This is a genomic window from Micromonospora sp. IBHARD003 (assembly GCF_056106285.1).
Window position 1 is genome coordinate 4,275,479 of sequence record NZ_JBWBBX010000001.1, and the last position, 14,587, is coordinate 4,290,065.

11 protein-coding genes, 2 tRNA genes and 1 pseudogene are annotated in these 14,587 nt (G+C 69.2%); 11 read left to right on the top strand and 3 right to left on the bottom strand.

The window, feature by feature from the left end; all coding sequences use genetic code 11:
• The first annotated feature begins 211 nt into the window (after window positions 1–211).
• The 7 genes and pseudogenes from gyrB to ACTWOL_RS19035 all read left to right on the top strand — a co-directional run bounded on the left by gyrB (window position 212) and on the right by ACTWOL_RS19035 (window position 8,329).
• The gene (gene gyrB / locus ACTWOL_RS19005; RefSeq protein ID WP_474301197.1) at window positions 212–2,227 is read left to right on the top strand and encodes a DNA topoisomerase (ATP-hydrolyzing) subunit B; all 2,016 of its coding nucleotides are present in this window, start codon (window positions 212–214) and stop codon (window positions 2,225–2,227) included.
• Window positions 2,228–2,268: 41 nt separating this feature from the next.
• Window positions 2,269–4,776 (top strand): annotated as a pseudogene (gyrA, locus tag ACTWOL_RS19010) (DNA gyrase subunit A); the annotation flags it as partial.
• 261 nt (window positions 4,777–5,037) lie between these two features.
• Window positions 5,038–5,649: a DUF3566 domain-containing protein gene (locus ACTWOL_RS19015; protein ID WP_474297931.1), complete on the top strand. Its 612-nt coding sequence runs from the start codon at window positions 5,038–5,040 to the stop codon at window positions 5,647–5,649.
• Between the two features lie 82 nt (window positions 5,650–5,731).
• Window positions 5,732–5,805 (top strand) — tRNA-Ile (locus ACTWOL_RS19020).
• Window positions 5,806–6,039: 234 nt separating this feature from the next.
• Window positions 6,040–6,174 (top strand): DLW-39 family protein, encoded by a 135-nt coding sequence (locus ACTWOL_RS19025; RefSeq protein WP_003958712.1) that lies wholly within the window; start codon window positions 6,040–6,042, stop codon window positions 6,172–6,174.
• A gap of 470 nt (window positions 6,175–6,644) precedes the next feature.
• Window positions 6,645–7,004 carry a hypothetical protein gene (locus ACTWOL_RS19030; RefSeq protein WP_474297932.1) on the top strand — a complete coding sequence of 120 codons (360 nt, stop codon included), beginning with the start codon at window positions 6,645–6,647 and terminating at the stop codon, window positions 7,002–7,004.
• On the top strand, window positions 7,004–8,329 hold the full coding sequence (locus ACTWOL_RS19035; protein ID WP_474297933.1) for a hypothetical protein: 1,326 nt from the start codon (window positions 7,004–7,006) through the stop codon (window positions 8,327–8,329). The genes ACTWOL_RS19030 and ACTWOL_RS19035 overlap by 1 nt, the downstream gene beginning before the upstream one ends.
• A gap of 72 nt (window positions 8,330–8,401) precedes the next feature.
• On the opposite strand, the gene ACTWOL_RS19040 is transcribed toward ACTWOL_RS19035, so the two are convergent.
• Together ACTWOL_RS19040 and ACTWOL_RS19045 are read right to left on the bottom strand one after the other, a co-directional pair.
• A complete protein-coding gene (locus tag ACTWOL_RS19040; RefSeq protein WP_474297934.1) occupies window positions 8,402–9,871 on the bottom strand; it encodes a serine/threonine-protein kinase in 1,470 nt (489 codons plus the stop codon).
• Window positions 9,872–10,097: 226 nt separating this feature from the next.
• On the bottom strand, window positions 10,098–10,646 hold the full coding sequence (locus tag ACTWOL_RS19045; RefSeq protein ID WP_474297935.1) for a helix-turn-helix domain-containing protein: 549 nt from the start codon (window positions 10,644–10,646) through the stop codon (window positions 10,098–10,100).
• A 141-nt stretch (window positions 10,647–10,787) separates the two neighbouring features.
• Here ACTWOL_RS19045 and ACTWOL_RS19050 point away from each other — a divergent pair.
• Window positions 10,788–10,860: transfer RNA gene (locus ACTWOL_RS19050), tRNA-Ala, on the top strand.
• 505 nt (window positions 10,861–11,365) lie between these two features.
• Window positions 11,366–11,872 (top strand): DUF6344 domain-containing protein, encoded by a 507-nt coding sequence (locus tag ACTWOL_RS19055; protein ID WP_474297936.1) that lies wholly within the window; start codon window positions 11,366–11,368, stop codon window positions 11,870–11,872.
• 145 nt (window positions 11,873–12,017) lie between these two features.
• Here the strand turns inward: ACTWOL_RS19055 and ACTWOL_RS19060 are convergent, their stop codons facing one another.
• On the bottom strand, window positions 12,018–12,704 hold the full coding sequence (locus ACTWOL_RS19060) for a DUF5324 family protein (RefSeq protein WP_474301198.1): 687 nt from the start codon (window positions 12,702–12,704) through the stop codon (window positions 12,018–12,020).
• A gap of 213 nt (window positions 12,705–12,917) precedes the next feature.
• On the opposite strand from ACTWOL_RS19060, the gene ACTWOL_RS19065 reads away from it, so the two are divergent.
• Window positions 12,918–13,445 (top strand): peptidylprolyl isomerase, encoded by a 528-nt coding sequence (locus ACTWOL_RS19065; RefSeq protein WP_474297937.1) that lies wholly within the window; start codon window positions 12,918–12,920, stop codon window positions 13,443–13,445.
• Between the two features lie 122 nt (window positions 13,446–13,567).
• Complete coding sequence (locus ACTWOL_RS19070; RefSeq protein ID WP_474297938.1) at window positions 13,568–14,464, top strand: rhomboid family intramembrane serine protease; 897 nt, start codon at window positions 13,568–13,570, stop codon at window positions 14,462–14,464.
• The last annotated feature ends 123 nt before the right edge of the window (window positions 14,465–14,587 follow it).

Here is a 14,587-nt window from a genome sequence, read left to right on the forward strand (position 1 = left end):
GGCGCCTGTTGAGGGCGGCACATGCGGACTCAGGCACCCGCAAACCCCCATTCGTGTCAGCGGTACCGGTAGACTGGTGGGTAATCCCGCCGTGTAGGCGGGACACGTCGATTAATGCCGAACGACGCAGCCGCTCCCGCTAGCCGGAGAACGGCTCGTGCTGTGCCAGAAAGGGCGCTTCGTGGCCGATTCCGGCAACCCCAACGAGAACATTCCGTCCACAGCTGCCGACGGGAGCGGCGGGGCATCCTCGTCGTACGACGCCAGCGCGATCACCGTCCTCGAGGGTTTGGACGCGGTCCGCAAGCGGCCCGGCATGTACATCGGCTCGACCGGTGAGCGTGGACTCCATCACCTTGTCTACGAGGTCGTCGACAACTCCGTCGACGAGGCCCTGGCCGGCCACGCGGACACGATCGACGTCACCATCCTCGCCGACGGTGGCGTACGCGTCGTCGACAACGGCCGTGGCATCCCCGTGGACATCCACCCCGTGGAGAAGAAGCCGGCCGTCGAGGTCGTGCTCACCGTGCTGCACGCCGGCGGCAAGTTCGGCGGCGGCGGCTACGCCGTCTCCGGCGGTCTGCACGGCGTCGGTGTCAGCGTCGTCAACGCCCTGTCGACCAAGGTCTCGGTCGACATCAAGCGTGACGGCTTCCGCTGGACCCAGGACTACAAGCAGGGTGTGCCCACCGCTCCGCTCGCCAAGCACGAGGCGGTCGGGGTCTCCGGCACCACGGTCACCTTCTGGGCCGACGCGGACATCTTCGAGACGACCGAGTACTCCTTCGAGACGCTCTCGCGCCGCTTCCAGGAGATGGCCTTCCTCAACAAGGGCCTGACCCTGACGCTGACGGACGAGCGCGAGTCCGCGAAGGCGACCGTCGGCGCCGACGACCCGGACGCGGAGGCGGCCGCCGAGCCCCAGGCGCGTACGGTCGAGTACCACTACGAGGGCGGCATCGTCGACTTCGTGAAGTATCTGAACTCGCGCAAGGGCGAGCTCATCCACCCCACGGTCATCGACATCAACGCCGAGGACAAGGAGCGGATGCTCTCGATCGAGGTCGCGATGCAGTGGAACTCGCAGTACAGCGAGGGTGTCTACTCGTTCGCGAACACGATCCACACCCACGAGGGCGGTACCCACGAGGAGGGCTTCCGTGCCGCGCTGACGGGTCTGGTCAACCGCTACGCGCGCGACAAGAAACTGCTGCGCGAGAAGGACGACAACCTCACCGGTGAGGACATCCGCGAGGGTCTGACCGCGATCATCTCGGTCAAGCTGGGTGAGCCCCAGTTCGAGGGCCAGACCAAGACCAAGCTGGGCAACACCGAGGCGAAGACCTTCGTGCAGAAGGTCGTCAACGAGCACCTCACCGACTGGTTCGACCGCAACCCCAACGAGGCCGCGGACATCGTCCGCAAGGGCATCCAGGCCGCCACGGCCCGCGTCGCCGCCCGCAAGGCCCGCGACCTCACCCGCCGCAAGGGTCTGCTGGAGAGCGCCTCGCTGCCCGGCAAGCTGTCCGACTGCCAGTCGAACGACCCGACCAAGTGCGAGATCTTCATCGTCGAGGGTGACTCCGCCGGCGGCTCGGCCAAGTCCGGCCGAAACCCGATGTACCAGGCCATCCTGCCGATCCGCGGCAAGATCCTGAACGTCGAGAAGGCCCGTATCGACAAGATCCTCCAGAACACCGAGGTCCAGGCGCTGATCTCCGCCTTCGGCACCGGTGTCCACGAGGACTTCGACATCGAGAAGCTCCGCTATCACAAGATCATCTTGATGGCGGACGCCGATGTCGACGGCCAGCACATCAACACCCTGCTGCTGACCTTCCTCTTCCGCTTCTTGCGGCCGCTGGTCGAGGCGGGCCATGTGTTCCTGTCCCGCCCGCCGCTCTACAAGATCAAGTGGGGCCGGGACGACTTCGAGTACGCGTACTCGGACCGTGAGCGCGACGCCCTCGTCGAGCTGGGCAAGCAGCAGGGCAAGCGGATCAAGGAAGACTCGATCCAGCGCTTCAAGGGTCTCGGTGAGATGAACGCCGAGGAGCTGCGCGTCACCACGATGGACGTCGAGCACCGCGTCCTCGGCCAGGTCACCCTGGACGACGCGGCGCAGGCGGACGACCTGTTCTCGGTGCTGATGGGCGAGGACGTCGAGGCACGGCGTTCCTTCATCCAGCGCAACGCCAAGGACGTCCGCTTCCTCGACATCTGAGTCGGTCTCAGCTGACCGCTCGAAAGGACTGAAGACCAGCAATGGCCGACGAGAAGACCCCTGCCACCACCGGTACCGAAGAGGAAGACACTCAGCTGCGGATCGAGCCCGTCGGGCTCGAGACGGAGATGCAGCGCTCCTACCTCGACTACGCGATGTCCGTCATCGTCTCGCGTGCGCTGCCGGACGTACGGGACGGCCTCAAGCCCGTCCACCGCCGTGTGCTGTACGCGATGTACGACGGCGGCTACCGGCCCGAGAAGGGCTTCTACAAGTGCGCCCGTGTCGTCGGCGACGTCATGGGTACGTACCACCCGCACGGCGATTCCTCCATCTACGACGCGCTCGTCCGTCTCGCGCAGCCGTGGTCGATGCGTATGCCGCTCGTCGACTCCAACGGCAACTTCGGTTCCCCGGGCAACGACCCGGCCGCCGCCATGCGGTACACCGAGTGCAAGATGATGCCGCTGTCCATGGAGATGCTCCGGGACATCGACGAGGAGACCGTCGACTTCCAGGACAACTACGACGGCCGTAACCAGGAGCCGACGGTCCTGCCCGCGCGCTTCCCGAACCTGCTGGTCAACGGCAGTGCCGGTATCGCGGTCGGTATGGCCACCAACATCCCGCCGCACAACCTGCGCGAGGTCGCGGCCGGTGCCCAGTGGGCGCTCGAGCACCCGGACGCCAGCCACGAGGAGCTCCTGGACGCGCTGATCGAGCGCATCAAGGGCCCGGACTTCCCGACCGGCGCGCTGGTCGTGGGCCGCAAGGGCATCGAGGAGGCGTACCGCACCGGACGCGGCTCCATCACGATGCGGGCGGTCGTCGAGGTCGAGGAGATCCAGAACCGCCAGTGCCTGGTGGTCACGGAGCTTCCGTACCAGACCAACCCGGACAACCTTGCGCAGAAGATCGCCGACCTGGTCAAGGACGGCAAGATCGGTGGCATCGCCGACGTTCGCGACGAGACCTCGTCCCGTACCGGCCAGCGCCTGGTCATCGTGCTCAAGCGCGACGCCGTCGCCAAGGTCGTGCTGAACAACCTCTACAAGCACACCGATCTGCAGACGAACTTCGGCGCGAACATGCTGGCGCTGGTCGACGGCGTGCCGCGCACGCTCTCGCTCGACGCCTTCATCCGCCACTGGGTGCACCACCAGATCGAGGTCATCGTCCGCAGGACGAAGTTCCGGCTGCGCAAGGCGGAGGAGCGGGCGCACATCCTGCGCGGTCTGCTCAAGGCGCTCGACGCGATCGACGAGGTCATCGCGCTGATCCGGCGCAGCCAGACCGTCGAGATCGCGCGTGAGGGCCTGATGGGCCTGCTGGAGATCGACGAGATCCAGGCCAACGCGATCCTGGAGATGCAGCTGCGCCGGCTGGCGGCCCTGGAGCGGCAGAAGATCGTGCAGGAGCACGACGAGCTGCAGGCGAAGATCAACGAGTACAACGCGATCCTCGCCTCTCCCGAGAAGCAGCGCCGCATCGTCAGCGAGGAGCTGGCGGTCATCGTCGAGAAGTTCGGCGACGACCGGCGCTCCAAGCTGATCCCCTTCGACGGTGACATGTCCATCGAGGACCTGATCGCCGAAGAGGACATCGTCGTCACGATCACGCGTGGCGGCTATGTGAAGCGTACGAAGACGGACGACTACCGCTCGCAGAAGCGCGGCGGCAAGGGTGTGCGCGGTACGAAGCTCAAGGAAGACGACATCGTCGACCACTTCTTCGTCTCCACCACGCACCACTGGCTGCTGTTCTTCACCAACAAGGGCCGGGTCTACCGGGCGAAGGCATACGAGCTGCCCGACGCGGGCCGGGACGCACGCGGCCAGCACGTCGCCAACCTGCTGGCGTTCCAGCCGGACGAGCAGATCGCCGAGATCCTGGCGATCCGTGACTACGACGCCGCGCCGTACCTGGTCCTCGCGACCAAGGCCGGCCTGGTGAAGAAGACCCCGCTGAAGGACTACGACTCCCCGCGCTCCGGCGGTGTGATCGCGATCAACCTCCGGGAGACGGAGAGCGGCAGCGACGACGAGCTGATCGGTGCCGAGCTGGTGTCCGCCGAGGACGATCTGCTGCTGATCAGCAAGAAGGCGCAGTCGATCCGGTTCACCGCCACGGACGAAGCGCTGAGGCCCATGGGGCGGGCGACGTCCGGTGTGAAGGGAATGAGCTTCCGCGAAGGCGATGAGCTGTTGTCGATGAACGTGGTGCGGCCCGGTACCTTCGTGTTCACCGCCACCGACGGCGGGTACGCGAAGCGGACCGCCGTCGACGAGTACCGCGTCCAGGGCCGCGGTGGCCTCGGTATCAAGGCCGCCAAGATCGTGGAGGACCGCGGTTCGCTCGTGGGCGCGCTGGTGGTCGAGGAGACCGATGAGATCCTTGCCATCACGTTGTCCGGCGGTGTGATTCGTACGCGGGTCAACGAAGTCAGGGAGACCGGCCGTGACACCATGGGCGTCCAGCTGATCAACTTGGGCAAGCGGGACGCCGTGGTCGGTATCGCGCGCAACGCCGAGGCCGGCCGTGAGGCCGAAGAGGTCGACGGGGGCGAGGATGCCGGCGACGCCGGGGGCGGTGTCGTGGCTGAGCCCGCCGGACTCTCCGAGTCCGCAGTTTCTGCCGAGAGCGGCGAGGGCAGCGAGCCCTCGGCCGGTGAGCACGAGGAGTAGAGCGTGAGTGGAGCCGAGGGCGCCGGTTCGGCCGCTGCCGGACCTGCCGCTGGACCGAAGGGCGCCCCCGGCTCCGCGACCGGCCCCCGTGAGAGGGGTGCCGCCACGGATGGTCGGGGGGTTACGGTGACGGACGCCGGGGAGCCGAAGCCCCCGCACGAGACCTACGGCGGGGAGCAGCCGGTGCAGCAGGAAACGCAGCCATACCACCCGCCCCAGGCGTACCCCTCGCCCCAGGGCGGTCCGGGTACCCAGGGCGGCCAGCAGCGTGGTGAGCAGCCCGACCGTCAGGCGGGAACCGTCGGCGGGCAGATCGGCGTCGCCGGCGCGGTGCGCCGTCCCCGTACCGGAGCGACCACGCAGCCGAGGACGCGCAAGGCCCGGCTGCGGGTGGCCAAGGCCGACCCGTGGTCGGTGATGAAGGTGAGCTTCCTGCTCTCCATCGCACTCGGTATCTGCACGATCATCGCTTCCGCGGTGCTGTGGATGGTCATGGACGCCATGGGCGTCTTCACGACGGTCGGCGGCACGATCAGCGAGGCGACGGGGTCCACCGAGAGCAACGGCTTTGATCTGCAGTCGTTCCTGTCGCTGCCGCGCGTCCTGCTCTTCACCTCGGTGATCGCCGTCATCGATGTGGTGCTGGCCACGGCTCTGGCGACGCTCGGCGCCTTCATCTACAACATCTCCGCCGGGTTCGTGGGCGGAATCGAGCTGACGCTCGCGGAGGACGAGTAGCCGAGGTCGCAGGGGGTAGGGAACCGATTTTGGGACTACCCCCCACGTGCGCTAACCTTCAGGAGTCAGCGCGCAGCGCGGCGGGGCTATAGCTCAGTTGGTTAGAGCGCATCCCTGATAAGGATGAGGCCACAGGTTCAAATCCTGTTAGCCCCACAGTTCGAAGACCCCCAACCGATGTGGTTGGGGGTCTTCGCCGTCTCCGGGGAGCAGAGGGCCGGGGCATCCGCCGGAATCGCTCCGTGCGGCGCGATCGCTCGTTCCAGGAGCGGGAGTTGGCCGTGCGGTGATGGGGGGCCGGGGCGGACTCAGGTCACCGAACGGTATCGATCGGTGTGTATAGTCGGGCGCCAGAGGTCCTCATACGTCAAGGAAAGACGAGGTCGCGCGGTGAAGAAGCTTCTCCTGGTCGCACTGGCCGCCATCGGCGGGCTCCTCGTGTACCGCCAGATCCAGGCGGATCGCGCCGAGCAGGATCTGTGGACGGAGGCGACCGACTCCGTGCCCGCAGGTTCGGGTGTGTGAGACGCAGACACGTACAAGAGACGGAGCCCCGGCCGCTGAGCGGCCGGGGCTCCTCTCTGTCCGCCGACCGGCTCCACGGCGTCCCGTTCGGTGCGCCCGCCGGGTGGCTGCTCCCTGTCGCGGCATCGTGACGCAGAGGTCTTGAGTTCACCTGAGCAAATGGCTAGCTTGCAGATGCAAAGCTGATGTCTGTGTGAGGGGGTCGACAGGTGACGGCACGGTTCCGGTGCCGCGGAAGCACAGCGCTGGTCATCGGCGGGGCACTCTTCGCCATGGGGAGCGACAGGGGCGGCCGAAGCCTCCGCAGGGACGGCGTCGTCGGACACCGGGGCCGCCCGGCACACGGCGGATGTGCACGCTACGACGTGGAGTTCGCCCAACGAGCCCACTGCGAAGCGCCAACGGGCCCACTGTGAAGCAGACTTCGGGGACGTGGTCGTACGGCGCCGCGGAGGTGTTCACACCGGTGCGTGCGCCTGTCGGCGGCGGCACCGGCGCGGTTCACACCGCGGACCGTCTGCAACGGGCGTACGGCCGCACTGGAGATGGGCACGGTGCGGGTCTCCCGGACCAATCGCCGTGAACACCACCGCAGCGTCATCCCCGTCCACGAACAAGGGCGACTTCTGCACGGAGAGGGGTGGGGACAAGGCAGACGATTCGGCCACCCGCGCAGACAGCGGTGGGACGGGCGGGGCAGGATGGACACCGCGGCGGTGGCAGGCGGCGCGGCCACCCTGATCGCGGGGATCGACTTCGTACGCGTCCGCGTCCGCGTCCGGGCGTCGCGGCAGAAGGCTTCCATGGACACGACGAGGGGGAGCGTGTGATGAGGCAGCGCAGCAGAAGCCGGGTGGTACTCGCCGCCGTGGCGGTGATGTGCGCGGCGGTGGCGCTGCCGGGCGGTACGGCACTGGCGGCAGGCACGCCCGGCGCGTACGTCTTCGACAGCGCGGCCAGGCAGATCCGGGGCGCCGCGGTCAACAGCAACGCCCAGCCGCTCGCGGCGGGATCGGTCTACCGGGACAGCATCAAGAAGGACGGCAAGCTCTACTACCGTCTGGACCTCGATGCGAAGACGAATGCTTACGTCTCCGTGGTGGCCGTGCCGAAGCAGGGCGGCAAGTTCGAGTACGGCGACGGCATCGAGGTGAGCCTGAAGAGCGGCTCGGACGCCCAGTGCAGTTCGCGGGCCGCGCATTTCGAGACGGCCGGCTACTCCCGCCCCATCGCCGCGTACGCCAGCCGGACGATCAAGCCGGACAGCTCTGTCTGCAAGGAGCGTGGCGCCTACTACGTGCTCGTCGAGCGGACCACGAAGTCGACGTCCACACCGGACGACTGGGACCTCGAGATCCGCTACGACGCCGAACCCGCGCTGAAGGCTTCAGGACCGACGGCGGCACCCGACGCCTGGGCCTCCGCCTCCCCCGCACCGCCCGGCGGCGGCCCGCGGAAGCGTGCGGGCGGCACCGGCTTCAACGACGCCATGAGCCTGGGGCAGGGCGAGTGGCGGGACGACATCAAGCCGGGACAGACGCTCTTCTACCGGGTGCCGGTCGACTGGGGCCAGCAGCTCTTCGTCGCCGCCGACCTGGGCACGAGTGCGGCGAGCACCGCGTACGTCGGCAACGCCCTGGCGATGACGCTGAGCAATCCCGCCCGCGGCACCGTCGGCCAGGACACGTTGTCGTACTCGGGCAAGCCCGCTTCGATGGGGCTGGACGCACTGCCACCGGTGGCCTACGAGAACCGCTTCGCGAGCAACGACAGCGTGAACTCCGTGCGCTTCGCCGGCTGGTACTACCTGTCGGCCACGCTCAGTCCCGAACTCGCGAAGGAGTATGGCGACAAGGCCGTGCCGCTGACGCTGCGGGTGAACGTGACCGGGAAGGCGAAGGCGGGGCCGGGCTATGACGGTCCGGCGGGCATCTTCGCCGTCACGGACGACGACCGGGACGCCGCGGCCGACGGGCTGACCGGTCCCGGCGCGGAGAAGAGCGACACGATGAAACTGGTCGCGGCGGCCGGGATCGCGACCGGGACGGTTCTGCTGCTCGGCCTCGGGGCCTGGACGCTGCTGACACGGCGGCGCGCCGCGGGCGGGCGCCCGCAGGACCAGGGAGGCTACGGAGGGCCGCCCACGGCCTGGTAGCCGGCCACGGGATAACCCGGTCGCGACCTGGTCGGGACCCGGACCGGGCGGCCGTCCGCCGGAGCCGGCCGATCACACCTGGGTGAGCGCCCAGATGCCGACCGCGAAGCAGGCCAACGCCACCAGCAGTACCGGGATCGCCACCTTCGGGGTCGGTCCCGGGCGGGTGCGGGGGGCGGGACGCTCCCCGGCGGAGGGTGTCCCCGGCGCGCCGTGAACCGGGGCCGCGGGGGCGGGAGCCTGCGGGCCCTGGGCGGTGTAGGGACGCGTGGGGCCGGTCTCGTAGGACACCGGTGCCGTCCCCGCCTGGGAGAAGTCCGGCGCGGGGTTGTACGGCGGGGACGCGTGGTGCACGGGCATCCGGCCAGGCTGCGTGGGCGGCGTGGGCTGCTGCGGCGGCGGGGCGAGATGGAAGGAGCCGGTCTCGGAGGGCGACGGCGGTGGTGCGGTCCACCCGTGTCCGGCGTGCTGCGGCTGCTCTCCGTGTTGCTGACCGGTCGGGTCCGCGCTGTACGGGGTAGGTGCCGCGGACGCCCCGGAGCCGGTCTGCTCCAGCTGGTCCGACGGGGGCGGGGCGGGTGCCTGCTGCCCGGTGTCGGGACCGGGGGAGCGGGCGGGCGTGACAGGTGCGCCGGGTTCGGCAGGCGGGGTGGGCGCGGACCGCTCGGGTCCCGCCGGGCCGAAGCCGGCCGGCAGCGGCCCGAGTTGGTCGAAGACCTCCACGGGCTCGTCGTCGAGGCCCGGCTCGGGAAGCATTTCGACGGCGGAGCTCAGTGCCTTGCGTGCGCCCGTGGCCGTACGGAACCGTATCTGCGGATCCGGCTGGATCAGCCCGGCGAGGACCTGCCAGAGAGGTTCGGGGATGCCCTGGGGGGCACCCGGGGTGCCGTGTGCGGCGAAGTGCTCGACCAGGGCCCGCGCGTCGGGCTTATGACCCTGCAGCAGATAGAGGGCGACGAGACCGACCGCGAACAGGTCGGCGGGGAAGTCCGGCTCCGCGCCGAGCATCTGCTCGGGGGCGAAATAGCCGGGTGTGCCCACGATGTAGTTCGTCTCGGTCAGCCGTGGCTCGCCCTTGCGCATGGAGATCCCGAAATCGGACAGGCGCAGATGCGGCCGTCCGGTCCCGGTGGCCTCCAGCAGGATGTTCGCCGGCTTGATGTCGCGGTGCACGACCCCCTCCGCGTGCACCGCGGCAAGCCCGGAAAGCAGCTGGTCGAGCAGGGTGCACACAAAGCGTGGCGGCAGCGGGCCGTAGTCGCCGATGAGATGCGCCAGCGAGCCACCGCTCACCAGGTCCATGGTGAACAGGACCTTGTCGTCGTCCGCGGCCCAGCTGGCCGGGGCGAGGACATGCGGGTGGTCGATGCGCAGGGCCTGCTCGCGGACGAAGCGCAGCAGTGTGTGCGCGTCGCTCTGCTGGAGGACCTTGGCGGCCACATAACGCCGCCGCCGCTGGTCCCAGGCGCGCCATACCGCCCCTACCCCACCGCGACCGATCGGGTCGATCAGCTCGTACCGACCAGCGAAGACCTCACCCATTGCGCTGCGCCCGCTCCCAGTTCCCTGTTCTGGTGTCGTGCCCTGTAGCGGGTCCGGGCATCACTGCCCGCCCCCGTCCTGCCCCTGCTCGCGCCCGGTGTGCCGCCGAGCCCCCCGTGACGGCGCACCGCCCGTGCCTTCGCCGGGGCGACCGTGCCCAGGCCCGAGCCGGGCGACCGGCTCGTTGCCCGGGCCGGTCAGCTCGGGGCGGGTCCGCTCCGGCCGGTCAGCTTTGGTGCGACTCGTAGTGCGCGACCGCGTCGGCCGTGCGCCCGGCGCCGTACACCTTGAGGAACTCTGCCAGTTCGGGGTGCGTAGGGGCGAGCGTGTCCGCCGCGTCGATGATGTCTCCCGCCGCGGCCACGGACCGCAGCAGCGACTGGATTTCACGCACCACCCGGCGCACGGTCGGCGCACCGGAGCTGGTCGTGGTCTGACCGGTGGCGGTCAGGACGGAGCCGCCCTGCGACTTCTTGATCTCGTCCATCCGGTCCGTGGCCTCGGCGGCGCTGATGCTGCCGTCGGCGACCTGCCCGGCCAGTTCCTGCAGGGCTTGGACGCGCTGAACCACAGCGGGGTTGCCGATCTTGGCCCGCTGGCCGCTCATCAGCTGGGAGAGCATCGGTGCCGACAGCCCCAGCACCGCCGCGAGCCGCGCCTGGTTAAGCCCCAGATCGTCGATCAGCCGACGGAAGAGCGCTCCCAGTGGCTCTCCGTACCAGCTGCGCTGGAGCTCCCTGGCTCTCGCGGTCGTGTCCTGCTGTGCTGCGTCCATGTGCGTCTCCCCATCGCTTCCCCATGCGTCGGCTTCGCTGCCGCGAACCCGACGAGCATCCTACGGAGAGCGACCGGATACCGGGAGTCCCAATCCTTTTGCAGGATCAGGGGGGTGACCCGGTACTCTGGTGTCCGTTCCGGGGCCTTAGCTCAGTTGGTAGAGCGCTGTCTTTGCATGGCAGATGTCAGGGGTTCGACTCCCCTAGGCTCCACATGGAGATTGCCCTCCGAACTGCGTCAATGCAGTTCGGAGGGCATTTTTCATGCCCATCGGCGCGTAGCGGCGCCCGCAGGCCTTCATCGGCACCGGCTGCGTCCCGGGGCGCAGGCCGGATCGCGGATCGCGTGCAAACACCGGGCTGCCCCTGCCCGCAGCGGGCTTCCGGTGTCCCCGCAGCAGACGTGGACGTCCCGGAGGAGAGCGCCCCACGCCCCCCCGGCGCCACCTTCGGGCCAGCGGGCCGCCTCCACGCCGGGTTGCGGACGTCGTCCAGGGGCGCTAACAGGACGCTCGCCCCTGTGCGGACAAGGGTTTCGCAGGTCGCGCGAGGCTGCCGGGGCCGTTTCTCCCCGGCGGTACGGGCACGGGAGCGTAGGCCGGACGGGTGGTGTTCATCTGAAGATCGACCGACTCGTGGCTCAGGTCCCGGATTTCTCGAGATGCGTACACATCATGAGGAAGGTATGTAAAACGCCCTACCTCGAAAGCGAGGGGTCATGGCCGCCGTCAAGGTCACGAGTTTGTGGACCGCCTTCATCTCCCTGCTTGCCGTACTGTTCGCCTCTCTTGGACTGACCAACTCCGCATCGGCCGCCCGGAAGCGGCCCGCTCGCACCGAGGAGCCCCTCGCGCAGCTGTGGCTGCCGCGGACGGCGGCGACCGGACACGAGCCGCGGGAGGACGCCACCGGGCAACACGGGCCCGGGCAGGGCGCCATCGGTCGATCCGCGCCCCGGCAGCGGACGACGGGGTACGTACCGTGGCAGGCCTCGGCGGGACACGGGCAGGCGCAGGGCGTGGTCCGGCAGCGGAGAACGCGGGACCGGTCGCTGCCTCCGACGATCAAGCAGCGCATCGGGGCCGAGGCCCACGGCACCTCACCGTCGGTACGCCATCTCCCCGCCGACCTGCCGGACCTGCTGACCCCGCTGACATCCGCGCCGACGTCCCCGTCGGCGACCGGCGAAGCGACCGGGGCGGCGCTCGCCGCGACGACAGCATGAGGCGCCGGGAAGGTCTCAGCCTCCCCGGCGCCCGGTACTCCGGCTGTCCCGGTGGTCACCACTCCCCGGACCGTCCTCGGACGATCCTCGGCAGCGACCCGCGAACGACCCCCGGCAACCGCCTCCGCCCACGAAGCATCTGCGGTCAGCGACGGTCCTCGCGGTCCGCATCGGCCTCCGCCTCCTTGGCCTGAATCTCCGGGTCCAGCGCGGTTTGGCCGTTCCGGCCGCCCGACGTGAAGGCAGCACCGGTGTCCGCAGAGACCTCGGTGGGAGCCGGCGGCTCGACCAGCCAGTCCGGGTTGGCCTGCTTGTCCCACCACCTCCAGGCGACGAAGATCCCCAGAGCCACCACACCCAAGAGGCCCACGCCCTTGGCGACACGGCCCGCCTTCGCCCGCCGCTCGTGCCTCCTGACCAGCTTCTGGACTTCCTTCGCCGAGACCTGACCGCGCAGCGCGGCCAGGGCAGCTGTGGATCGGGCCGCGGCCTCCTGCCCCATGGGCTGGGCGACCGCAACGGCGTGTTCGAACCGCGGCTTCGTGTAGTCCGCCGCCTGACGCGCGGCATTCCGGGTCATGACGGCGGCCCGGCGTGCGGCGTCGTCGGCCTTCGGCGGCACATGGGGCGCGACATGGGCGCGGTACTGGACACGAGCCTGCCGACGAGCCTGCTCGGCGGCACGGGAGACTCTGGGGGCGAGATAGACGCGCGCCTCGTGCGCGTACTGCGTGGCCTGCTCCTTGGCGGTGTCGGCATACGGCGCCATCACTTCCGCGGCGTGCCGCACGCTCTCCTTGGCCGTACCGGTCGCGGCGCGCACGCTGTCCATGCGGGTCACGGGATCCTCCTCCTCGGTGGCGTTCGCGGCTCTGAGGGTCGTCCCCTGGGAGGGGCACAGTTCGCCTTTCCACCCTTTTCGAAATCATGCCCGCTGGGGGCGGGGTCGGCATGTGGGACGGGCATCCGGGTCATGGTTTCCGTGCCGACGCCACTTCCGTGCGAGGATCGGTAAACGTCAGAGAAGACTCAAGGAAGGCACATCGTGGCCGAGCAGCTTTACGCCACCCTGAAGACCAACCACGGCGACATCAACGTGCGGCTCCTGCCGAACCACGCGCCGAAGACGGTCAAGAACTTCACGGAGCTCGCCACCGGCGAGCGGGAGTGGACGCACCCGGCGACCGGTAAGAAGTCCACGGACAAGCTGTACGACGGCACGGTCTTCCACCGGGTGATCAGCGGCTTCATGATCCAGGGCGGCGACCCGCTGGGCAACGGCACGGGCGGCCCGGGCTACGAGTTCGCCGACGAGTTCCACCCCGACCTGGCCTTCGACAAGCCGTACCTGCTGGCCATGGCCAACGCCGGCCCGGGCACCAACGGCTCGCAGTTCTTCATCACCGTGTCGCCGACCGCCTGGCTGACCCGCAAGCACACCATCTTCGGCGAGGTCGCCGACGAGGCGAGCAAGAAGGTCGTGGACGCGATCGTGTCCACCCAGACCAACCCGCGCACCGACCGTCCGGTCAGCGACGTCGTGATCGAGTCCGTCGTGATCGAGACCCGCTGAGCCCCCGGGCTCACCGGTTAAGGCCCGGGGCCCGCACGGGACACGGGAACCTTTCCGCCCCGCTCGTCCGTAAGACGAGCGGGGCGATGCATTGCGCAGACCCCAGAAGACGAGGGGACCTCATGGATCAGGCGCCAGGAAGCCCGGACCAGCCCCAGGCGGCCCACGGACTGCCGAGCTGCTACCGCCACCCGGGCCAGGAGACGGGTATCAGGTGCACCCGCTGCGATCGCCCGATCTGCACGGACTGCATGGTCAGCGCCTCGGTCGGCTTCCAGTGCCCGGAGTGCGTACGCAGCGGTTCGGGTACGGGGCACTCGGCGACGGCGAGCAGGCCCCGCACGATCGCGGGCAGTGCCGTGACCGCCGGTGACCCCCGGCTCGTCACCAAGATCCTGCTGGGCATCAATCTCGCGCTCTTCCTCGCCGTGATCGCCGACGAGGCCCTGGTCCTGCGGCTCGATCTCGTCGGTCTGGCGTTCAGCCCGCAGCTCGGGCACGTGGTCGGGGTCGCCGACGGCGACTGGTACCGCCTGGTGACCTCGATGTTCCTGCACCAGGAGATCTGGCACATCGCCTTCAACATGCTGGGTCTGTGGTGGCTCGGCGGGCCCCTGGAGGCAGCTCTCGGCCGGGCGCGCTATCTCGCGCTCTATCTGCTCTCCGGGCTCGCGGGCAGCGCCTTCACGTATCTGCTGACCGCGCCGAACCAGGGTTCGCTCGGTGCGTCCGGAGCCATCTTCGGTCTGCTCGGCGCCACGATCGTGCTGATGCGCCGGATGAAATACGACCTGCGTCCGGTGATCGCCCTGCTGGCGCTGAACCTGCTGTTCACCTTCACCTGGAGCGGGATCTCCTGGCAGGCCCACATCGGCGGTCTGATCGCGGGCACGGTCATCGCCCTCGGCATGGTCCACGCCCCGGCCCGGAAACGGTCCCTGGTGCAGTTCGGGACCTGTGCCCTGGTGCTGGTCGCGATCGTTGTCACCGTCGTCCTGAGGTCCCTGTCGCTCACCTGAGGGCAAGCTTTCCCCAAAGTTGTCCACAGCGTGTGGCGGATCTTGCGCGGCCTGTGGGGAACAGCTGTGCCCCCTGCCTCTGAGCTGGGATTTCCCAAGAGGGTCAGGGGGCACGCGAGGGGC